This window comes from Sphingobium soli, assembly GCF_020782245.1.
GTDB classification, from domain to species: Bacteria; Pseudomonadota; Alphaproteobacteria; order Sphingomonadales; family Sphingomonadaceae; genus Sphingobium; species Sphingobium soli.
The window spans coordinates 262,944-284,530 of record NZ_JAJGNP010000001.1 but is presented as its reverse complement, the minus strand read 5'-3'; the positions used below and the strand labels follow the sequence as shown (position 1 = coordinate 284,530).

23 protein-coding genes and 1 tRNA gene are annotated in these 21,587 nt (G+C 63.5%); 5 read left to right on the top strand and 19 right to left on the bottom strand.

What is annotated here, in order from left to right; all coding sequences use genetic code 11:
- The 4 genes from LL253_RS01320 to LL253_RS01305 form a co-directional block, all read right to left on the bottom strand.
- Positions 1-897 carry an NAD-dependent epimerase/dehydratase family protein gene (locus LL253_RS01320; protein ID WP_228226089.1) on the bottom strand — a complete coding sequence of 299 codons (897 nt, stop codon included), beginning with the start codon at positions 895-897 and terminating at the stop codon, positions 1-3.
- A 24-nt stretch (positions 898-921) separates the two neighbouring features.
- Entirely contained in the window at positions 922-2,049 is a 1,128-nt protein-coding gene (gene proB / locus LL253_RS01315; protein WP_228225909.1) for a glutamate 5-kinase, read from the bottom strand.
- A gap of 99 nt (positions 2,050-2,148) precedes the next feature.
- Entirely contained in the window at positions 2,149-3,240 is a 1,092-nt protein-coding gene (gene obgE, locus LL253_RS01310; RefSeq protein WP_009822436.1) for a GTPase ObgE, read from the bottom strand.
- Positions 3,241-3,270: 30 nt separating this feature from the next.
- The gene (locus tag LL253_RS01305) at positions 3,271-3,888 is read right to left on the bottom strand and encodes a TetR/AcrR family transcriptional regulator (protein WP_228225908.1); all 618 of its coding nucleotides are present in this window, start codon (positions 3,886-3,888) and stop codon (positions 3,271-3,273) included.
- Positions 3,889-3,942: 54 nt separating this feature from the next.
- On the opposite strand from LL253_RS01305, the gene LL253_RS01300 reads away from it, so the two are divergent.
- Both LL253_RS01300 and LL253_RS01295 read left to right on the top strand, forming a co-directional pair.
- The gene (locus tag LL253_RS01300) at positions 3,943-4,806 is read left to right on the top strand and encodes a metal-dependent hydrolase (RefSeq protein WP_228225907.1); all 864 of its coding nucleotides are present in this window, start codon (positions 3,943-3,945) and stop codon (positions 4,804-4,806) included.
- 32 nt (positions 4,807-4,838) lie between these two features.
- Positions 4,839-5,372 (top strand): GNAT family N-acetyltransferase, encoded by a 534-nt coding sequence (locus LL253_RS01295; RefSeq protein ID WP_228225906.1) that lies wholly within the window; start codon positions 4,839-4,841, stop codon positions 5,370-5,372.
- 52 nt (positions 5,373-5,424) lie between these two features.
- Here LL253_RS01295 and LL253_RS01290 read toward each other — a convergent pair whose 3' ends face one another.
- The 3 genes from LL253_RS01290 to rplU form a co-directional block, all read right to left on the bottom strand.
- Positions 5,425-5,997, bottom strand: a complete 573-nt coding sequence (locus tag LL253_RS01290; RefSeq protein ID WP_009822432.1) for a GNAT family N-acetyltransferase — start codon at positions 5,995-5,997, stop codon at positions 5,425-5,427.
- A gap of 273 nt (positions 5,998-6,270) precedes the next feature.
- On the bottom strand, positions 6,271-6,540 hold the full coding sequence (gene rpmA, locus LL253_RS01285) for a 50S ribosomal protein L27 (RefSeq protein ID WP_009822431.1): 270 nt from the start codon (positions 6,538-6,540) through the stop codon (positions 6,271-6,273).
- 32 nt (positions 6,541-6,572) lie between these two features.
- The gene (rplU, locus tag LL253_RS01280) at positions 6,573-6,872 is read right to left on the bottom strand and encodes a 50S ribosomal protein L21 (RefSeq protein ID WP_009822430.1); all 300 of its coding nucleotides are present in this window, start codon (positions 6,870-6,872) and stop codon (positions 6,573-6,575) included.
- A 186-nt stretch (positions 6,873-7,058) separates the two neighbouring features.
- Here rplU and LL253_RS01275 point away from each other — a divergent pair, with 186 nt between their 5' ends.
- The 3 genes from LL253_RS01275 (at position 7,059) to ybaL (ending at position 9,352) form a co-directional block, all read left to right on the top strand.
- Positions 7,059-7,457, top strand: a complete 399-nt coding sequence (locus LL253_RS01275) for a hypothetical protein (RefSeq protein ID WP_228226088.1) — start codon at positions 7,059-7,061, stop codon at positions 7,455-7,457.
- Positions 7,458-7,518: 61 nt separating this feature from the next.
- Positions 7,519-7,656 carry a hypothetical protein gene (locus LL253_RS01270; RefSeq protein WP_228225905.1) on the top strand — a complete coding sequence of 46 codons (138 nt, stop codon included), beginning with the start codon at positions 7,519-7,521 and terminating at the stop codon, positions 7,654-7,656.
- A 67-nt stretch (positions 7,657-7,723) separates the two neighbouring features.
- Complete coding sequence (gene ybaL, locus LL253_RS01265) at positions 7,724-9,352, top strand: YbaL family putative K(+) efflux transporter (protein ID WP_228225904.1); 1,629 nt, start codon at positions 7,724-7,726, stop codon at positions 9,350-9,352.
- A 6-nt stretch (positions 9,353-9,358) separates the two neighbouring features.
- Here the strand turns inward: ybaL and LL253_RS01260 are convergent, their stop codons facing one another.
- The 12 genes from LL253_RS01260 to LL253_RS01205 form a co-directional block, all read right to left on the bottom strand.
- Complete coding sequence (locus LL253_RS01260; RefSeq protein ID WP_228225903.1) at positions 9,359-10,894, bottom strand: cryptochrome/photolyase family protein; 1,536 nt, start codon at positions 10,892-10,894, stop codon at positions 9,359-9,361.
- 66 nt (positions 10,895-10,960) lie between these two features.
- Positions 10,961-12,703 carry a DEAD/DEAH box helicase gene (locus tag LL253_RS01255; protein WP_228225902.1) on the bottom strand — a complete coding sequence of 581 codons (1,743 nt, stop codon included), beginning with the start codon at positions 12,701-12,703 and terminating at the stop codon, positions 10,961-10,963.
- Between the two features lie 288 nt (positions 12,704-12,991).
- Positions 12,992-13,690 carry a 50S ribosomal protein L1 gene (rplA, locus tag LL253_RS01250; protein WP_009822424.1) on the bottom strand — a complete coding sequence of 233 codons (699 nt, stop codon included), beginning with the start codon at positions 13,688-13,690 and terminating at the stop codon, positions 12,992-12,994.
- 4 nt (positions 13,691-13,694) lie between these two features.
- Complete coding sequence (gene rplK, locus LL253_RS01245; RefSeq protein ID WP_009822423.1) at positions 13,695-14,126, bottom strand: 50S ribosomal protein L11; 432 nt, start codon at positions 14,124-14,126, stop codon at positions 13,695-13,697.
- A gap of 128 nt (positions 14,127-14,254) precedes the next feature.
- Positions 14,255-14,791: a transcription termination/antitermination protein NusG gene (gene nusG, locus LL253_RS01240; protein WP_009822422.1), complete on the bottom strand. Its 537-nt coding sequence runs from the start codon at positions 14,789-14,791 to the stop codon at positions 14,255-14,257.
- 21 nt (positions 14,792-14,812) lie between these two features.
- Complete coding sequence (gene secE / locus LL253_RS01235) at positions 14,813-15,019, bottom strand: preprotein translocase subunit SecE (protein ID WP_009822421.1); 207 nt, start codon at positions 15,017-15,019, stop codon at positions 14,813-14,815.
- A 170-nt stretch (positions 15,020-15,189) separates the two neighbouring features.
- Positions 15,190-15,265, bottom strand: a tRNA-Trp gene (locus LL253_RS01230).
- Between the two features lie 67 nt (positions 15,266-15,332).
- Positions 15,333-16,244: a YihY/virulence factor BrkB family protein gene (locus LL253_RS01225; protein ID WP_009822420.1), complete on the bottom strand. Its 912-nt coding sequence runs from the start codon at positions 16,242-16,244 to the stop codon at positions 15,333-15,335.
- 87 nt (positions 16,245-16,331) lie between these two features.
- A complete protein-coding gene (locus LL253_RS01220) occupies positions 16,332-17,066 on the bottom strand; it encodes a FadR/GntR family transcriptional regulator (protein ID WP_228220736.1) in 735 nt (244 codons plus the stop codon).
- A gap of 17 nt (positions 17,067-17,083) precedes the next feature.
- Positions 17,084-18,007, bottom strand: coding sequence for a Gfo/Idh/MocA family protein (locus tag LL253_RS01215; protein WP_037542983.1), 924 nt, complete (start codon positions 18,005-18,007; stop codon positions 17,084-17,086).
- Positions 18,004-19,581, bottom strand: a complete 1,578-nt coding sequence (locus tag LL253_RS01210; RefSeq protein ID WP_228225901.1) for an aldehyde dehydrogenase (NADP(+)) — start codon at positions 19,579-19,581, stop codon at positions 18,004-18,006. The genes LL253_RS01215 and LL253_RS01210 overlap by 4 nt, the downstream gene beginning before the upstream one ends.
- Before the next feature lie 122 nt (positions 19,582-19,703).
- On the bottom strand, positions 19,704-21,506 hold the full coding sequence (locus LL253_RS01205; RefSeq protein WP_228225900.1) for an IlvD/Edd family dehydratase: 1,803 nt from the start codon (positions 21,504-21,506) through the stop codon (positions 19,704-19,706).
- Positions 21,507-21,587: the final 81 nt, after the last annotated feature.

Sequence of the window (21,587 nt, the reverse complement as noted above, 5' to 3'; positions counted from 1 at the left end):
TCAGATCCAGCCCTTTTCCCGATAGGCGGCCGCCGTGGCTTTGAGACCGTCTTCGGTCGGAATCTGGGGCATCCACAAGCGCCGGGGCGGCTGCATCTCTGGCGTGACCACCCAGTCGGGATGGCAGAAATAGTCCACGCGGTCGGGGGTCAGCTTCGCCTTGCCGCCGCGTATCATCCGGTCTGCCCGCGCCGCCATGCCGAGTGCCCAGCGCGGCGTCGCCAATGTTCGCACCTGCCGCCCCACGGCGCGGCCGATCGCGGCGCCGAAATCGTGATGATCCCAGCCGCCCGGCGTGCCGTCATCAATTTCGTAGGTGTGGGCGAGACTATTTTCGGTTTCCTTCGCCGCCGCCAGCAATAGCCGAGCAAGATCACCGACATGGATGACCGACAGCCGCCCGCCGGGGGGCAGCATCATGATCCCGCGCTTGGCCATGCGGAACAGGTCCAGCATTTCGCGATCATTGGGGCCGTAAATGGCGGGGGGACGCACGATCGTCCAATCAAGCGCGCTCGCCTTCACGTGGCGTTCGGCCAGCGCCTTCGACCAGCCATAATCCGACAATTCGGGCTCGCGCGCGGCGAGCGAGGAGACATGGACCAGCCGACGGATGCCGCGCCGGCGCATGGCGTCGATGACCGCCACCGTCCCGCGCGCATTGCCGGCCTCGAAACCGGCGCGGTCGGGCGCATTGACGACGCCGGCAATGTGGATGACGGCATCGGCGTCGCGCACCAGCGTATCAAGCGCGGCGGCGTCTTCCAGAGCCCCTGGCACCCATTTCAGCCGGGCGCGGGGCGGTTGCGCCCGCCGCGTCAGCGCATTGACGCGCAGACCTTCTCCCAATGCCTGTTCGAGCACGTCTGTGCCCACAAAACCGGTTGCGCCGGTCATGGCGATGCGAAACGGCGCCATGGCTCAGATCATTGCCAGATGGTCGCGATGGACCAATACCGACCGGGGCATTTCGCCCAGCAGGGCGGGTATGTCCTCGCTGCGGCGGCCTGCGATCCTGGCGGCGGCGACGCTGTCATATTCGATCAGGCCACGCGCGATCACGCGGCCGTCCTGCGCCACTATGTCGATCACATCGCCGCGATCGAACACACCTTCGACGCGGGCGACACCGGCGGGTAACAGGCTGTTGCCCTTGGCCAGCGCCTGTTCCGCGCCTGCGTCCACGATGATCCGCCCTTGAGTCGTCAACCGACCCGCGAGCCAGCCCTTGCGCGCGCCCTTGGCCTGCGCGGCCAGAAATATGGAGCCCCGCCCACCATTGGCCCAATGCGACAGCGGCGCGTCAATCTTGCCAGATATAATCGCCAGATGCGCGCCTGCCCCGGTGGCGATGCGGGCCGCCTGTATCTTGGACACCATGCCCCCCGACCCCATACCCGACGCGGAGCCGCCGTCCGCCATCGCCGCGATCCGCGCGTCGATCGTCTCGATCGTATCAATCAACATCGCGGTCGCATCGACCTGCGGGTTGGCGGTGTAAAGCCCGTCAACATCAGAAAGCAGGACAACCGCGTCAGCCCGTGCCGCCTGTCCGATACGCGCCGCCAGCCGATCATTGTCGCCGAACCGGATTTCAGCGGTCGCTACGCTGTCATTTTCGTTGACGACGGGCACGACGTCGAGCGTCATCAACCGCTCGAGCGTCGCCGACGCGTTGAGGTAGCGCCGCCGGTTTTCCAGATCGTCCAGCGTCACCAGCATCTGTGCGGCCGTGATGCCTTGCTGATCGAGCAGGCCCGCCCAGCATTGCGACAGTGCGATCTGCCCGGTGGCAGCGGCGGCCTGCGCATCTTCGAGCGACCCTCGCCCGCCTTTGGGCAGTTTGAGCCGCCTTGCCCCCAGCGCGATGGCGCCCGAAGACACGATGATGACCTGCTGTCCCGCCGCCTTGCGGGCAGCGACGTCCGCGACCAGCGTGCGCAGCCAGTCAACGCGCACCTCTCCCGCAGGATCGACCAGCAGGGCCGAGCCGACCTTGATGACGAGGCGGCGGACGAGCGCAGGAGGGAAACCGGAGAGGGGGTTCATGGCGGTCTAAAATACAATCCGTTCGCTTCGAGCTTGTCGAGAACCCTCGCGCATCGTTCTCGACAAGCTCGAACCGAACGGAGGCAGGCTATGGGGTTGTCAAATCGGCGACCATGGCTTCTCGGCCTCAGGCGCGTCCTCTTCCTCACGTGGTGCCGGAGCGTCCAGCATCGGCAGCACCGCGTCCAGCAGCGCGCCGACGCCTTCGCCGGTTGCGCCCGAAATGATGAACACATCCTCGACGCCGGCTTCCTCGCGTAACTGGTCGGCAATGTCTTCCATCAGTTCCTGACCCAGCAAGTCCCCCTTGTTGAGAGCGACCAGCTGGGGCTTTTCGTCCAGCCCTCCGCCATAGGCCGCCAGTTCGTCGGTCACGATGCGAAAGGCTTCGACCGGATCGTCGCCGGTCGCGTCGATCAGGTGCAACAGCACCCGGCAGCGTTCGATATGCCCCAGGAACCGATCGCCTATACCTGCTCCCTCGGCGGCTCCTTCGATAAGGCCGGGAATGTCCGCCAGCACAAATTCGCGATCGCGGTGCAGTACAACGCCAAGTTGCGGTTTGGTGGTGGTGAAGGCATAGGCGCCGACCTTCGCCTTGGTATTCGTCACTTGATTGATGAGCGTCGACTTGCCCGCATTGGGCATCCCGACGAGGCCGACATCAGCCAGCAGCTTGAGGCGCAGCCATACCCACATTTCCTGGCCCGGCCAGCCCGTGCCATGCTGGCGCGGGGCGCGATTGGTGCTCGTCTTGTACGAGAGGTTCCCCCGCCCGCCATCGCCGCCGCGCAGCAGGACGATGCGCTGGCCTACCTCGGTGAAGTCGGCAAGTAGTTCCTGCTCATATTCCATCGATCCGTCTTCGTCCTCCGTCCCCTCAATCGGGGTCGGATCGGACAGAATCTGCGTGCCGACCGGCACCTTGACGACCAGATCGTCGCCGCCCGCGCCATAGCGATTCTTGCCCATGCCGGGCTGGCCGCGCTGCGCCTTGAAATGCTGGGTGTAGCGAAAATCGATCAGTGTGTTGAGGCCGGCCACCGCTTCAAAGATGATGTCGCCGCCCTTGCCGCCATTGCCGCCGTCCGGGCCGCCATATTCGACATATTTTTCGCGCCGGAAGCTGACCGCGCCAGGACCGCCCCAGCCGGACTTGATAAAGATTTTCGCTTGATCGAGGAAATGCATGGCGCGCCCATAGCCCCATTGACGGCAAAGTTAAACCTCGGCTTGCGCGGCGATCGTCGCGGCCTCCTGCATCAGGGCAAAGGTGAGGCTGCGGGTCGCGATTTCACGCGCCTTGGCCCGTGGCAATCCGATCGCGGCGGCCATCGGCCCACCCAATTGCGAATCGCCCAGTGCGAGCAGGACCAGCATCAGCGTATTTTCCCGGATCAGTTCAGCAAGGTCCGCGCTCAACGCACTGCCGGCGAGCCGATCGACGAGGCGGTGGATCGCTTCCACCACCGGGTCGAGCGCATCCTCATTGCCTGATGCGAGCATCCAGCTGGCGAGCGCGCCCGCGCCCTGCGCGTCAAAGGCGTCGAAGGTCATGTCGACGATAGCGCGCGGACCCTCTTCGCCGCGTCGGGCGGCCTCCACCGTCTCGCCGATGCTGGCGGTGATGGTTTCGGCCAAATGCGCCGCCAGCGCCTTTTGCAGCCCGGCCGCCGATCCGAAATGGTGGAGAAGATTGGCATGGGTACGATCGATCCGGCTCGCCACGGCCTTCAGCGTCACGGCCTGCGGTCCCGCCTCGATCAACAGCGCGCGCGCGGCCTCCATGGCGGCGAGGCGGCTCTGGTCGGGGCTAAGGCGTGCGCGTTTTATTGACATTGGTGTCAGTTTCTCTTATTTACATAAATGTCAGTAAGCAACGGAGGCGTCCTCATGACCCCCACCGACCTCACCATCATCCCCCGGGATCGTCGTTTCGGTCGGGATCGCCGGGCACAGCGACATTGGCTGAATGGCGATCCGACCGCCACGGCTTTCTTCAATGCCCTGTCGATCACCTTTCCCCGCGGCGAAGCCTTTTTCATCGAGTCCGTACGGGCCTTCCGCGATGGGGCGCCGGACCAATTGGCGCGGGAGATTGCGGCCTTCACGCGGCAGGAAGTCGCGCATAGCCGCGAACATGTCGCCTTCAACCGGCAAGTGACCGATCACGGTTACGACGTGTCGCGCTTGGATGCGGACGTGACGATGGTGCTGGAACTCGCGAGGCAGCGGCCGCCGATCATCAGCCTGGCGGCCACCATGGCGCTGGAGCATTTTACCGCGATTCTTGCGCATCAGTTGCTGCGCGATTCACGGTATCTGGACGGGGCCGATCCCGAAGTGGCCGCGCTCTGGCGCTGGCACGCCGTCGAGGAAATCGAGCATAAAGGGGTGGCGCATGACACATGGGTCCATGCAACCCGCGACTGGCCGCGCTTTCGACGCTGGTGGGTCAGGTCGATGATGATGCTGGTCGTGACACGCCATTTCATGCACCATCGCGCCCGCGGCATGATGGATTTGTTGCGGCAGGATGGGGTGACGGGCTCGGCTGCATGGGGCGGGCTGCTGCGCTATGCGCTACTGCGTCCCGGCATATTGCGGAGGGTCGCTTTGCCTTGGCTCGGCTATTTCCGGCCCAACTTCCATCCCTGGGCCGTGGATGATCGGGATCTGATCGCCAGTGCCGACACGCCCTATGCGGCGGCCCGGACGGATGATCGGAAGGATGAATTGTCGCCCTCAATGGCTTGACCGGACCAATGGCTCCGCTCTTTAATCGAGCGATGACCAACGCGCCGATATTGGAGACCGCCCGCCTGATCCTTCGCCCGCATAGCCTGGCTGACTATGCCAGCTGCCGGACGCTTTGGGCGGACGAGCGGGTGGTGAAGCATATTGGTGGCGCGCCGCAGGACGGGCAGGCGGTGTGGTTCAGGTTGCTACGCTACGCCGGCATGTGGTCGTTACTGGGCTATGGGATGTGGGCGATCGAAGATCGAAAGAGCGGCGCCTTCCTGGGGGAAGCGGGACTGCTCAGTGCCGCGCGGGGACTGCCTGAACTGGAGGGCGTGCCGGAAGCCGGCTGGGTGCTGACGCCCGACGCCTGGGGCAAGGGGATCGCGCTTGAGGCAATGACTGCGGTGCTGACATGGGCCGACGCCCATGGTGAGTCGCCATCGCTTCGCTGCATCATTCATCCCGACAATGTTGCGTCCATCAGTGTGGCGCAAAGACTGGGCTTCTCCGCGCTGGTTGATACCGATCTTTCCGGTACCCCCACGCGCGTCTTTGATCGTCCCAAGGGCGCGATCCCTTGAACGGGATGGCGACTGTCGAAATCGCCACCCCTTTAGGACTGCATCGGCCGGGTTAGGCGGCGACCGGCAGGTCGTTTGCGTAAGCGTCCATCATTGGATCGTCATTCATGCCGCCGCCTTCGCCTTCCTCGAAGATCAGGCAATCGACGATTGCGTTCCGGCCCAGGCTATGGCGCTTCTGCGTTTCTCCGGTGAAGCGGAAGCCAAGTTTGCGCAGGACATTGCCGGATGCCGGGTTGTCGGCGCAATGGGCGGCGCGGATGGTGCGTATGCCATTGGCGCGGGCCATGCCGATAACGGCGCCGGCTGCTTCCGTGGCGAAGCCCAGGCCCCAATAGGCGCGGGCAATCCAGTAGCCCAGTTCCGGCGCGCCATCAGCACCAGGATGCACGCCGCAACCGCCGATCAAGCGCGGAGCACCCCGCGTGCGCGAAAAGGCGAGCAGCCGGGGCATCCGGGGATGATGGGGCAGGGCCAGAAACCGCTGCGCATCCTCTGCCGTATACGGATTGGGCACATGCGATAAATTGCGCAGGACCGCAGGGTCATTGATGGCCGCGGCCAACGCCGGGGCATCTTCCATCCAGCCGGGCCGCAGCAACAGCCGGGGGGTGCGGGCGAACATTCTTGTCTCTCCTCTCGTGCGCGTCGTTAGCCGGCGATGATGACGGCTTGACGACGGTCTCCTCCGGTTATTTTCCTTGCCCGCATGACGCGCGAGAAGGCGTTGAGTTCCAGAGGTTTAAGGGAATTTTGAAGAAGGTTTCGCCCCACGGAAAAGGGGCGCTTCCTGCCTATGAGGAGCGCCCCTTATTCCCTTGGACACCGGGTCAGACCAATGGCCCCGACACCGGAAGGATCGCCCCTTGTTCAAGGACGACCCGTCATCAGTCGTCCGTTATTCTGCCGCTTCGGCCATTGCGTCAACCGACACATATTTGCGGCCGAGCTTGCCGGTGTGGAATACCACCTTGCCTTCGCCGAGCGCGAAGAGGGTGTGATCCTTGCCCATGCCGACATTGCGGCCGGGATAGACGCGGGTGCCGCGCTGGCGAATGATGATGTTGCCGCCGATCACGTCCTGACCGCCGAACTTCTTCACGCCAAGGCGCTTCGACTCCGAATCGCGACCGTTGCGCGACGAACCGCCAGCTTTCTTATGTGCCATGACCTAAACTCCTCGAAATTCTACGCTGTGGCTCAGGCGCCGATCGATACGATCTTGAGGATCGTGTGATTCTGGCGGTGGCCGTTCTTGCGACGATAATTGTGGCGGCGGCGCTTCTTGAAGACGATGACCTTCTCGCCTTTCGCCTGCGCGATGATTTCGGCCGCGACGGTCAGCTTGGCGGTGTCCTTCAGGTCGCCGCCGTCACCGGCCAGCAGCACGTCATCCAACGTGACCTTGTCGCCGGCTTCGCCAGCCAGCTTTTCAACGACGATCTTGTCTCCGGCGGCGACGCGATACTGCTTGCCGCCCGTGCGCACGATAGCGAACATGGCTTGTCTCTTCTCGTTCAAATCTGCTTTACGCAGATCATCGAGGAGGAAATCCTGTCGACCCGCGCGGGAATGTGGCCCGTTAGTGGAATGACTCGCTGCTGTCAACCGATCCGGGGCTGTTTCCGGTCTGGCTTTCATCTTCGCGCCCGCCTATCTTGACCGTGATGGCAGTCGGAAGTGACGATGCGGCCCGGTAGCGGCATTAGCATATTGGCAGCGCGCCATGTTGAGCGCCTGTCGGTGCGCGCGGCATTCTGGACGCTTATTTTCATCACCTTGCTGTCGGCGCTTGCTCCCATAGGCGCGCCGCTCACCCGCCTCAAGGGTTCGGCATTCAATCCGGCCACGACCGAAGTCGTCCTGAAATCGCGCGCCAGCACCATGCAGGCTATGTCTCCTTCGCGGCGCAAGGACGCGGACGGGGTGTCACATGCATTCCTGGTCATCCGCAAGGCGGCATGGCTCACCCTGGCTGCGGGGGCGGCAGGTGTGGCCGCGATGCCTTTGCCGGCAGTCCCCGTGCTGCGTCGGCACAATCTGCTCCGCGCACATCGTGCGCGTGCGCCACCGGCCGGTCTGTAACGACATTTGGATGCCACGGCGTTCGTGACGAACGCTTCGCCACAGCAGCGGGAGAGCGAATATGTCGCGTCTCGATGATCCGTCGGGCGACCCTTCGCGTCGCCAGCGGCCACCCTGGTGGTTTATGCCTCTGACCATGGGCGGTCTGGGCATTGCCGCCGCAATTCTGTCCAGGGTGATGATCACCATAGTGGACTGAACCCCACCAAAGCCGGGCGCTCGCTTCGTGCAACGCCCGGTGGTTTGCAGAAAATGGAAAGGCAGACATGCCGCATCATACACCGTTGATTGGCACGATCGTCGCGGGACTGGTCGTCGCATTCATCATGGGATCACTCGCGCATCGCGTGAAACTTTCGCCACTTGTCGGATATCTGATCGCGGGCATTCTGGTGGGTCCGTTCACGCCCGGCTTTGTCGCTGATGCAGGGCTGGCGAATGAATTGGCGGAAATCGGCGTGATCCTGCTGATGTTCGGCGTCGGCCTGCATTTCTCGCTCAAGGATTTGCTGTCGGTCAGGCACATCGCGGTTCCAGGCGCCCTGGTCCAGATTGCCGTGGCCACGCTACTGGGCATGGGGCTGGCGCATGTCATGGGCTGGACGGTGATGGGCGGCCTGGTCTTTGGCCTCGCGCTTGCCGTCGCCAGCACCGTGGTTCTGTTGCGTGCGCTACAGGGCGCTGATCTGGTGGATACGCGCAGAGGCCGCATCGCCGTCGGCTGGCTGATCGTGGAGGATCTGGTGATGGTGCTCGCCCTCGTGCTGTTGCCCGCGCTTGCCGCCGTGCTGGACAATGACCAGGGTGAGGGCGCGTCAGCTTTGCTTGCGCCCTTGCTCGGCACCCTGCTTAAAGTTGTCGGCTTCGTTGTCGTGATGCTGGTCGTTGGTCGTCGCGTCATCCCCTGGGCGCTGCACTGGGTCGTGCACACCGGGTCGCGCGAACTGTTCCGGCTGGCTGTCCTGGCGATCGCGCTGGGCGTTGCGTTCGGCGCCGCCTATGTCTTTGATGTGTCGTTCGCGCTGGGCGCTTTCTTTGCCGGCATGATCCTGGGCGAAACGCCGCTCAGCCGCCGCGCGACCGAGGAGACGCTTCCCCTGCGCGATGCCTTTGCGGTGTTGTTCTTCGTATCGGTGGGCATGTTGTTCAATCCAGCCGTGGTGATCGAACATCCGCTGCCGTTGCTGGCGACGATACTGATCATCGTCATCGGAAAATCCATCGCGGCCTGGGGCATTGTTCGCGCCTTCGGCCATCCCAATGTGACGGCCATCACCATCGCCGCCAGTTTGGCGCAGATCGGAGAGTTTTCCTTCATTCTCGCGTCCCTGGGCACGGGTCTTGGCGTCCTGCCTGCTGATGCGCGGGATTTGATCCTGGCAGGGGCGATGGCGTCGATCTTCCTCAATCCCATCCTCTTCTCCCTGATCGTCCGCGCGCATAGGCAGAACGAGGAGGAGCCATCAGAAACCGACCGCCAGGTCGCCCAGGCCATGGGCCACATGATCGTCGTCGGCTACGGCCGGGTCGGCAAACTGATCGCCGCTCACCTTGCAACCAGGGGAGTCCAGTTTGTCGTCATAGAGGATGACTCCGAAAAGGCCGGCGAGGCGGCTGAGGACGGGCATGATGTCATTCGGGGCAACGCATTGGATGATCGCTATCTTATCGCCGCGGGCATAGCGGAAGCGCGGCATATGCTGATCGCCGTGCCGGAGGGCTTTGAGGGTGGGGCAATCCACGAACATGCCCGCCATCTCAATCCGACGCTCAATGTCATCGCGCGCGCGCACAGCGACGCCGAAGTTGCGCATCTGGAATCCTTGGGAGTCGGACACATCGTCATGGGGGAACGCGAATTGGCGGCGCGCATGCTCACGCTCTGCGGCGCATAGGGTTAGTCAGAGGCTCTCCAGGAATCGCGCTGCCTGCTTGCGGGTGGCGGCGCGGTCCTCTTCCTTCATCCTCTGCCAGTTGCGATAGGGCATCGCCATGCGCGGGTTGCGTGCGAGCCTGCGCTCGTTCCGCGCGATGAAGTCCCAGTAGAGCGCATTGAAAGGGCAGGCGTCATCGCCCACCCGCTTCTTCACATCGTAGCGGCATGTGCCGCAATAGTTTGACATGCGATTGATATAGGCACCCCCGGCCGCATAGGGCTTGCTGCCCAGCAAGCCGCCATCGGCGAACAGCGCCATGCCGATGGTGTTGGGCATCTCCACCCATTCATAGGCGTCGGCATAGACCTCCAGATACCAGACATGCACCTGATGCGGGTCGATCCCCGCGATCAGGGCGAAATTACCGGTGATCATCAACCGCTGGATATGATGGGCATAGCCATGGTCGATGGTCTGGCCGATCGCCTGAGCCAGGCAATGCATGTCTGTCTCGCCGGTCCAGTAGAAGTCGGGCAAGTCCCGCTGTGCCTCCAGCGCGTTGCGCTTTCCATAATCAGGCCCTTCATGCCAATAGACGCCGCGCACATATTCGCGCCAGCCGATGATCTGGCGGATGAAGCCTTCGGCGCAATTGAGCGGCACCTTGCCCGCCCGGTAGCGCGCCTTGACCTCCCGGCACAGATCCAGCGGATCCAGCAGCCCGGCGTTGATATAGGGTGACAGGATCGAGTGCCACAGGAACGGCTCGTCGGTCAGCATTGCGTCCTGATAATCGCCAAAGCGTGGCAGGGCATCGTCCAGGAAGCGCTTGCGCTGGCGCAGCGCTTCGTCATGCGTGACCGCGAAATGAAAATAGTCGAGGCTGCCAATATGGTCGGCGAAGCGATCGGCAACCATATCCAGCACCGCCTGCGTCACGTCATCGGGACGAAACCGGATCGGATGCGGCATCAGCAGGTCGCGATCGGGGGCTGGCTTGCGATTGTCGGCATCATAATTCCATTGCCCGCCCTCCGGTTCGCCCGCGTCCGTCATCAGCAGGCCGGTCTTGCGCCGCATGTCGCGATAGAAAAACTCCATGCGCAACTGGTTGCGCGCCGCTGCCCAGCTGTCGAACTCCGCATGGGAGCAGAGGAAGCGATCATCCTCATGGATGGTGACCGGGATGGCGAACCGGGTTTCCCAGCTTTCGATCATGGACCGGACGCGCCATTCGCCCGGTTCGGTCACGTGAATCGCGCGCGGTTGATGCCGCTCAACTGCCCGCGCAACCTCGCTGGTGAAAGAGCCCCTATTGTCAGGCGCGTCGAGAGTCACATAATCGACCGTCCAGCCCAGGGCGTGCAGACGTTCGGCATGATGGCGCATGGCGGACAGGATGAACGCGATCTTGGCCTTGTGATGCTTCACATAGGCCGTCTCGTCCGCCACCTCCATCATCAGGACAATGCTGTCATCCCTGTGGGCAGCGCGCAGGGCGGCAATGTCAGGGGTCAACTGGTCGCCGAGCACGGGAATGAGCAAAGGGCCGTCGGTCATCCCGATGGAATGACCGACGGCCCTTCAATATCCCAGCCTGTCCGAAGGGGCAGGTGGCCCAACGGCTCAGCGACCGCGCGGTGGCCCCTTGCGCCCACTTTTGAAGGGGCGCGGTGCATGGCCGCCGGGACGCGAGGCGCGATCATTGCCGCGCGGTCCGCGATCATTGGGACGACCGGCGCGCTTGTGCTGGCGCGCTTCCTCCCGCGGGCTGCCTTCGATCATCTCGAAGGCAACATCGGCGCCCTCGTCATTGGCTTCCCCCGTGCGCTTCAAGGCGGACGTGAAGCGGCTGACGATCGTCTTGGGAATTTCGAACATGGTTTCGTTGGTGGTGATGCGGATCGCACCAATATCCTGACGCGACACATGGCCCCGACGGCAGATGAGCGGCAGGATCCAGCGCGGATCGGCATTCTGCCGGCGGCCAATGTCCATGCGGAACCATTGCGTATCTTCAAAGCCTGGACGCGGACCGTCATTGCGCGTCGGCGCTTCGCTGCGGTCGAGCAGTTCCTCGGGCGCAGGCAAGGCGGCACGTGCGCTCTTCACCAGCATCGCGGCGATTTCCTTGGCGCTCTTCTCGGCCAGGATTTCTGCGCCCAGCGCCCAGTCCGCCTCGTCCAGTTCGGCGCGCTCCATCAGGCTGGCGCGCAGGCGAGCATTGTCCTGCTCCAGAATCGCTTCCTTGCTCGGCGGGGTGCCCCATTCCACCGGAATCTTCGCCCCGCGCAGCATCGATTCGACGCGACGGCGGCGCGGATAGGGGACGATCAGCACGGCCGTACCCTTCTTGCCTGCGCGGCCCGTGCGGCCCGACCGATGCTGCATCGTCTCGGCGTCGCGGGGCAGTTCGACATGGACGACGAGGGACAGCGAGGGCAGGTCGATGCCGCGCGCGGCCACATCGGTCGCCACGCACACCCGCGCCCGTTTGTCGCGCAGCGCCTGCAACGCATGGTTGCGCTCATTCTGGCTATGCTCGCCCGACAGCGCCACGACGGCAAAGCCGCGCTCGGTCAGGCTGGCGTGAAGGTGGCGCACATTGTCACGGGTGGCGCAAAACAGGATCGCCGTCTCCGCCTCATGAAAGCGCAGCAGGTTCACCACTGCATTCTCAATGTCGGAAGGTGCGACGGTCAGCGCCTGATAGCTGATGTCGCCATGGCCGCGTTCCTCGCTCATGGTCGAAATGCGCAGCGCGTCCTTTTGGTAGCGCTTGGCCATGGTCACGATCGGCTTGGGCATGGTGGCCGAAAACAGCAGCGTGCGGCGTTCCTGCGGCGCGCTGTCGAGGATGGCCTCCAGATCCTCGCGAAAGCCCATGTCCAGCATTTCGTCGGCTTCGTCCAGAACGGCCGTGCGCATCGCGCTCAGGTCCAGCGCGCCACGCTCCAGATGGTCGCGCAGACGCCCTGGCGTACCCACCACGATATGTGCGCCATGGCTCAGGTTCCGACGCTCCTTGGCCGCGTCCATCCCGCCGACGCAGGTCGCGATGCGCGCCCGTGCCGCGCCGTAGAGCCATTCCAGCTCGCGGCTGACCTGCAACGCCAGTTCGCGCGTCGGTGCAATCACCAGCGCCAGCGGCAGGCCGGCCACCGGCAGGCGCTCCGCATCGCCCAGCAATTCGCCCGCCATGGCGAGCCCGAAAGCGACCGTCTTGCCCGATCCGGTCTGCGCCGAAACGAGCAGGTCGCGGCCATGCGCTTCTTCCTGCGTGACTTCGGACTGCACGGGGGTCAGTGCTTCATAGCCCTTGGCGACGAGCGCCTGAGACAGCAGGGCGGGGAGAGTTTCAAAAGCCATATTTCTAAGTTCCATCGGTAAAATAGCGACCCGCCATTCCCGACGGATACGAAAGACCGTTCATGCCATTCGCGGGATGCGAAGGCCCGAAGGATGGTCAGTCCTTCGGTTCCAAATCCTCCCGCATTTGGGGAGGGGGGCCGGCCATGCCGGTGGAGGGGTGTCCCCCTTCTTGCGGACCATTCCGGTCCGACGCCGCCTCGATGTCGAAGCAGCGGCAAAGAAAACAAGAAGGCCGCCTTCCCCCGCATGGGAGGGAAAGCGGCCCCTTTATCACTTTTCAGTCGATCAGACGGAAGCGACTTCCGCCACATCGACCTTCACGCCCGGGCCCATCGAGGACGACAGGGCGATCTTGCGGACATATTTGCCCTTCGAACCCGACGGCTTCGCCTTGACGATCGCGTCGACGAAGGCGTCGAAATTCTTGCGCAGGTCTTCGGCCGAGAAGCTCGACTTGCCAAGACCGGCATGAATGATGCCCGCCTTTTCGACGCGGAATTCGATCTGTCCGCCCTTGGCGGCCTTCACGGCTTCGGCGACGTTCGGGGTCACGGTGCCCAGCTTCGGGTTCGGCATCAGGCCCTTGGGACCCAGCACCTTACCCAGACGACCGACGAGGCCCATCATGTCGGGGGTGGCGATGACGCGTTCGAAATCGATGTTGCCGCCCTGGATCGATTCCAGCAGGTCTTCGGCGCCGACGACTTCGGCGCCGGCCGCCTTGGCGGCTTCGGCCTTGTCGCCACGGGCGAACACGGCGACACGCACGTCCTTGCCGGTGCCAGCGGGCAGGGTGACGACGCCGCGCACCATCTGGTCAGCGTGACGCGGATCGACGCCCAGGTTGATCGCGATTTCGACGCTTTCGTCGAACTTGGCGGTCGCGTGGGTCTTGATCAGGCCCAGCGCCTCATCGACGCCGTGCAGCTTTTCGCGGTCAACGGCAGCGGCCAGGGCCTTCGCCTTCTTGGTCAGCTTTGCCATGGTCTTAGCCCTCCACCACGTCGAGGCCCATCGCGCGCGCGGAGCCTTCAATGATCTTCGTTGCAGCGTCGATGTCGTTCGCGTTGAGATCAGGCATCTTGACCTGCGCGATTTCGGCGAGCTGTGCGCGGGTGATCTTGCCAGCGACGGCCTTGCCCGGCTCCTTCGAGCCCGACTTCAGGTTGATCGCCTTCTTGATCAGGTAGGTCGCCGGCGGCATCTTCGTGACGAAGCTGAACGAACGGTCCGCATAGACGGTGATGATGGTCGGCAGCGGCGTGCCCTTGTCCATCTTGTCCGTCGAGGCGTTGAACGCCTTGCAGAATTCCATGATGTTCACGCCGCGCTGACCCAGGGCAGGGCCGATCGGCGGTGAAGGGTTGGCGGCTCCAGCGGGCACCTGGAGTTTGATATAGCCCGTAATCTTCTTGGCCATTGTCACTCTCTTTCAAGTTTAGCGGTCAAGCAGGCTGCACCAGGCAACCCTCCCGCAGATATTTCCGGTTGCCCGGAAATTACGTCGCTCGCCCCCCTGCGATTACGCCTGGGGAACGGGCATAGTCTTTATTTTGACAGTTCGACCTGTTCGAAATCCAGTTCGACCGGGGTCGCGCGGCCGAAGATCGACACCGACACCTTGACCCGGTTCTTTTCGAAATCCAGTTCCTCGACCACGCCGTTGAAGCTGGCAAAGGGGCCATCCAGCACCTTGACGCTGTCGCCGATTTCGTAATCGACATTGACCTTGTGCTTGGGCGCGGCCTCGGCTTCCTTCTGGGCGCCGAAATAGCGGGCGGCCTCGCCCTCGCTGATCGCCTGGGGCTTGCCCGACGAGCCAAGGAAGCCCGTCACCTTGGGCGTATTCTTCACCAGGTGATAGATGTCGTCGTTCATGCTGAGCTTGGCGAGGACGTAGCCGGGCATGAACTTGCGCTCGACCTGCACCTTCTTGCCGCGCTTCACTTCGGTCACCGTTTCGGTGGGCACCTCGACCTGTTCGACCAGTTGGGAGAGGCCCATGCGCTCGGCTTCGGCCAGGATCGATTCCTTGACCTTGCTTTCGAAGCCCGAATAGGCGTGGATGATGTACCAGCGCGCCATGTTACTCTTTCATACTCCCGATCAGGCCCGGCCGGCCGCGAGGCTGAGCAGCCACTGGACGATCGCGCCGAAGAAGGTGTCGATGCCGAAGAAGAAGAGCCCCAGCAGCGTGGTCATGATGACGACCATCACGCCAGTCATCACCGTTTCGCGACCGGTCGGCCACACGATTTTCGACGCTTCGGTCTTCACCTGATTGACGAATTCGCCGGGGGAAACCTTCGCCATCGCCTGCCTTTTCACCTTCGTATCAACGCCAATTCGCGAAGCAACAGTCCGCCCTCCCGATCCCGCCTGTTCCAGCGTCCGGGGGTGCGGCCGCCTGCTCCGCGACCTTGTTTCGCCTGCGCACTTAGCCGCGAGCCCATTGATATTCAAGGGATCGCGGCCAGTTCGCTTGGCAGGAGTGGAGGGACTCGAACCCCCGGCATTCGGTTTTGGAGACCGACGCTCTACCAGCTGAGCTACACTCCTGTGCCGGCGAAGGAGGGCGCTTTAGCGTGGCGAAGCGGGCAGGGCAAGCGCGATTATCGCGCCGCCGTCATTGCGCCGGCGGCTCGTCGATCTGCGTGTCGGCGCTTGTCTGGCGTTCGGCCTCCCGATTGAGCTGTGCCCCCAGCAGAACGACGAAGGCGGAGACATAAAGCCACAGTTGAAGGACGACCACGGCGCCCAGTGAGCCATAGGTTTCGTTGTAATTGCCAAATTTCGACACGTAGAAGGATACGGCCAGCGTCGAGAGTAGCCAGAGCACCGTTGCGGTGACGGATCCCGCCGTCAGCCAGCGCCAGCGCGCCTTGCGCCGATGCGGCCCGAAACGGTAGATGAGCGCGAAGATCAAGCTGGCGAACATTCCCGCCACGATCCAGGTGATCGCCTTGGTCAGGAAGATCGCGATCTGGCCCCAGCCATTGGTCAATGTTTCAAGAAACCCGATCACCGACGCGGTGAGCACGCCCACCACGACCACGAGGACCGCAGAGAAAGTGATTCCCAGGGACACCCGGTAAAAGGCGAAGATCGACCGCGCTTCGGTCTGTTCATAAATGATATTGAGCGCCTCGATCGTTGCCGAGGACGCGCGGGTGGCGCCATAAACGGCAAAGGCGAGGGCAAAGATCAAGCCCAGGCCGACGGCAGGCTTGGTTGTCGTCACAATGGCCATCAACTGTTCGTAGATGAGCTTGGCGGCCTCCTGTGGCACGACCGTGATCAGCGACCGGACATTGTCCGCCACCAGTTGAGGATCGCCGATCAGACCATAGGTCAGAACCACTGCCAGCAGCAGCGGAGCGATGGACAAAAAGGCGTAATAGGCGACGCCCGCCGACAACAGGCTGATGTGATTGGTCGACAATTTGCCGTAAACCCGTTTGAGGATTTGCCACCAGCCGCGCGCCGGTATCTGCCATGGTGCGTGGGCATGGACCTGCTGCGCTACGATATCTGTCATTCCAATCCCCTGCTTGCCGATATCGGGAAGCAAGCGCGCGAACCGGAGTGCGGGTTCCCTGTCGATCTGGGCCCCAGGGCGTCGGTGTCACTCCGACAGCGCGATATCCATGTCGGCCAAGGCGAGGCGAAGCAGTTCAGCCATGGAATCGCGCGCCGCCGCGGTGTCGCGTGCAGCTATGGCCTTATGCACGGATTGGTGATCGGGCAGCGGATCGCGCGGAAGCAGCTTTTTGCGATGCTTGAACGTGGTGGTCCAGCTGACCGCCGCGCCGACGGAACTGGCAAGCGCAGCCAGGGCGTCATTATGGGCCGCAGCCAATATGGCATGGTGAAAGCGCTGGTCGGCGGCGCGGCCTTCGGGCGTGGAGAGGCCATAGCGGCGCATTTCGCCCAATGCCGTATCCATGACCGCGAGTTGATCGTCCGTGCGCCGCCGGGCGGCGAATTCCGCGGCGGCCGGCTCGATCACGCCACGCAGTTCAAACAGGTCGCGAATGAAGGCGCGATCGGGTTCGCCTGCAAACATCCAGGCGAGCATTTCGGGGTCGAGCACGTTCCAGCGCGCGCGGGGAAGCACGCGCGTGCCCGCTTTCGGCCGGCTTTCAAGCATGCCCTTGGCGATGAGGATGCGGACCGCTTCGCGATAGGCGGTGCGCGATACGCCAAGCCGTTCGGCGGCCTCGATCTCGCCTTCGAACAAATCGCCAGGCTTGTGCTTGCCGGTCAGAATGGCGGTGCCCAGGTCGCGGGCAATGGCCTGATGGATGCGGAGCGCGCCCTCGTCGGTTCCGAAATGGCCCTCCTTGCGCGCGCTCCCCATGGCGTTTTCCTTTTAGATTAATCCTCGAACGCTGCCGTAGGACAATGCCGCCCGCAAAGGAAGGCGTCCGCCACCAATCGCAACGGCGCGGTGTCGACGTCGATGGCCCGCCGTTCCACCAAATCGACGAAGCGCCGATACATTGCGGGATATTCCTCATCCGGCGCCTTCATCTGGACTTCGCCGTCGAGCCGCAATGTATTGCCACCTTCTGATAGCAAAAGGCTGCCATTGTCGGTCTCGACCGCTATGTCCCAGGTTTGCGGCCCGGTTTGGCGCCAATCGAACACGGTGTCGATCGCCGCGCCCGATGCCGTCGCCATGCCCAGCGTCGCGCCGATCGGTGCCTGCTTGTTGGACGGCACTTCCAGTTCCGCCGACAAAAGGGTGATCGGCTCCCCGACGATTTCGGTCAGGATCGACAGGGCGTTGATGCCAGGATCGAAGACTCCGAAACCGCCAGCCTCCCAGATCCAGGGTTGTCCCGGATGCCAATGGCGCACATCCTCTCGCCATTGGATGTCGATCCGTTCCACCTTGCGGTCGGCTATCCAGGACTTGGCCTGGGCCACCGCAGCGGCATAGCGGCTATGCCAGCTGGCGTAGAGCGTGACGTTTTTTTGCCTGGCCAGCGCGGTCAGCGCCTCCACTTCGGACACGGTCGCGCCGGGAGGTTTTTCGAGGAACACATGTTTGCCCGCCAGCAGCGCCTGTCTGGCTGTGGCGTAGCGGACCTGTGGCGGCTGACACAGGATGACGGCATCCAGATCAGGTTCCCCTGCCAGCATCGCACCGAGGTCGGGATAATTCTGGACCCCTTCCGCTTGCGCGTTGCGGCTGGCGACCGCGACCAGCGCGATGCCGTCGACCTTATCGATCGCCGGCAAATGCTGGTCGCGCGCAATCTTGCCAAGGCCGACGAGACCGGCCCGGATCATCAGGCTGCGACCTCCAGCTTGCCTTCGACGCGGCGCGTAAGGCCCCAGGGATTGGCATCCTGCAACGCGGCGGGCAGCAGCGTATCAGGAACGTCCTGATAGCAGACGGGGCGCAGGAACCGCATCATCGCCAGCGTGCCGACCGAGGTCGAACGACCATCGGCGGTCGAAGGGAAGGGGCCGCCGTGAACCATGGCATGGGTCACTTCGACGCCGGTGGGCCAGCCATTGGTGAGAATGCGCCCAACCTTGCGCGACAGCGTCGGCAACAGCTTGGCGGCGTGATCCTGATCGCCCTCGCCAATTTGCAACGTGGCGGTCAGCTGGCCTTCCAGACCGGCGATCGTCGCGACGACCTCATCGATGCTGGAGCACCGGATGAGAACCGAGGAAGACCCGAACACTTCCTCCGCCAAAACCGGGTTCGACGTGAACGTCGCGCTGTCGGTCGAGAAAAAGGCAGCCTGTCCACGATTGACGCCTTCGGGTTCGGTGCCGCGCGCAACAGTGGTGACGCCGTCGGCGCCGGCCAGGGCGGCAACGCCCTTCTCATAGGCTTCGTGAATGCCCGGCGTCAGCATCACCTGCGGCGCCGCGCCCGACATGGCGGCAGCGGCCGACGCGACGAACGCATCGAGATCCGGGCCATCAAGCGCGATGACAAGGCCGGGATTGGTGCAGAACTGGCCCGAACCCATGGTGAGCGAACCAACAAAGGCTGCGCCCATGGCTTCACCGCGGCTGGCGAGCGCGCCGGGCAGCAGCACCACCGGGTTGATCGACGACATTTCGGCGTAGACCGGGATCGGCTCGGGCCGTTCGGCGGCGATCTTCATCAGCGCCGTGCCGCCGCCGCGCGAACCGGTGAATCCGACAGCCTTGATACGCGGATCAGCGACCAGAGCGCCGCCCAGGGCGCGATCAGCACCCGGAAGGTAGGAAAAGACGCCTTCATGCAGGCCACAGCTCTTCACTGCCGCCTGGATGGCGCGGGCAACCAGTTCGCCGGTGCCAGGATGCGCGCTATGCCCCTTGACGACGACGGGTGAACCCGCCGCGAAGGCGGCTGCGGTGTCGCCACCCGCGACCGAAAAGGCCAGGGGGAAATTGGATGCGCCGAAGACGGCAACAGGTCCGACCGAATGATTGACCCTGCGCAGGTCGGCGCGGGGCAGCGGCGCCCGTTCCGGCATGGCGCGGTCGATCGTGGCGTCTAGCCAGTCGCCCAGACGGGCATAGGAGGCGAACAGGCGCAACTGGCCGACCGTCCGGCCGCGTTCGCCCTCCAGTCGCGCGCGCGGCAGGCCGGATTCGGCCATCGCGGTTTCGATCAGCAGATCGCCGATACCCATGATGTTGTCGGCCACGCTTTCCAGGAAGGTGGCGCGGGCGTCAGGAGACAGGGTAGAAAAGCTTTCAAAGGCTTCGTCGGCCAATTTGGTGGCTTGCTCGACGTCGGCAGGCATGGCGCTGGAAAAGGCGACATCGCCCTTTTCGCCGGTCGCCGGATTGATGGCGTGGAAGGGCTCGCCGCCGGTGCGCTCGCTCGCGCCGATGAGGATGGCTCCGTTGAACATGGCTGTCTCCTTAAAGAGGGGCTGCTGGTCTTTTGCGCCGCCAGAATATGACGGCGACCGTTATGCGGATGGGGCGGGGGGATGGTGACGCAGATGGAAAGCCGCCGCCCCGCTTTCAATGCTTAATGATTGTCGCGCGGCAGGCCCTTGGTCTGGGCGATCCGCTGATATTTTTCGGCGCCTTCCAATATGGCCCCGGTGTTCATCTGACCCACGACAGAACGCTGGATTTCCTGCCAGGGCGTCTGCGAGGCGGGATATTTATACCCGCCCGCCGCCACCAATTTCGCGCGGCGCGCTTCCAGTTCCTCATCGGAAATCAGGACATTCACGGTGCCGCTCTTCAGGTCCATGCGCACGCGGTCGCCCGTTTCAAGCAATGCCAGGCCGCCCATCGCCGCGGCTTCGGGCGAGGCGTTGAGGATGGATGGGCTGCCCGACGTGCCCGACTGGCGGCCATCGCCGATACAAGGCAAGGCGCTGATCCCTTCCGTGATAAGATAGGAGGGGGGGCGCATGTTCACCACTTCGGCAGCACCCGGATAGCCGATCGGCCCTGCGCCGCGCATGAACAACAATGTTTGGGCGGTGATGCCGAGCGACGGGTCGTCGATGCGGTTATGATAATCCTCAGGGCCGTCGAACACGACCGCCGCGCCTTCAAACGCTTCGGGATCGTCGGGATTGGAAAGATAGCGCGCCCGGAATTCGTCGCTGATGACGCTGGTCTTCATGACGGCCTGGTCGAACAGATTGCCGGTCAGGACCAAGAAGCCGGCTTCTTCCTTAAGCGGCTGATGGAAAGGCCGGATGACCTTCTCATCTTCAATCTCTACGCCCCGGCAATTGTCGCCCATGGTCTTGCCGTTGACGGTCATCGCGTTTGTCCGGATCAGCCCCTGGTCGATCAGCTGGCTGATGACCGCGGGCAAACCACCGGCGCGATAATAATCCTCGCCCAGATATTCGCCCGCCGGCTGCATGTTGACCAGCAACGGCACCTTGTGCCCGACTGTCTCCCAATCCTTGAGCGGCAGGTCGACGCCCATGTGCCGCGCGATCGCGGCCAGGTGAATGGGCGCGTTGGTCGATCCGCCGATCGCCGAGTTGGCGACGATCGCGTTATGGAAGGCGTCCAGCGTCATGATGTCCGAGGGCTTGAGATCCTCATGCACCATGTCGACGATGCGCTTGCCGGTATGATAGGCCGCTTCCTGACGATCGCGATAGGGCGCGGGGATTGCAGCCGTGCCCGGCAGCATCATGCCCAGCGCCTCGGCCAGCGCGTTCATCGTGCTGGCCGTGCCCATGGTATTGCAAAAGCCCGTTGAGGGGGCGGAAGACGCGACCAGCTTGATGAAGCCCTCATCGTCAATCTTGCCGGCGGCAAGCAGCTGGCGGCCGTGCCAGACGATCGTGCCCGAACCGGTACGCTCGCCCTTGTGCCAGCCATTGAGCATCGGCCCGACGGACAAGGCGATTGCGGGGATGTTGACGGTAGCGGCAGCCATCAGCAGCGCCGGCGTCGTCTTGTCGCAACCGGTGGTCAAAATGACGCCATCAAGGGGGTAGCCATAGAGGGCTTCGACCAGGCCCAGATAGGTCAGGTTGCGATCCAGCCCGGCCGTAGGGCGCTTGCCCGTTTCCTGAATGGGGTGGACCGGGAATTCGATGGCGATGCCCCCCATTTCGCGGATGCCCTCACGCATGCGTTCGGCCAGCACGATATGATGGCGATTGCACGGTGACAGGTCGCTGCCGGTCTGGGCGATGCCGATGATCGGCTTGCCGCTGCGCAACTCCTCCAGGGAAAGACCATAGTTCAGGTATCGCTCGAGATAGAGCGAGGTCATGTCGATATTGTCGGGGTTGTCGAACCAGGCGCGGCTACGCAGCTTCGGGGCGGACTTGAACGAATCGCTCATGAGGGCATCCTGAAAAAAGAAGAGGCGCATTCCGCGCGCTTGGCTGCCTGATATACTCATACAAATTAAATATCAAGGTGG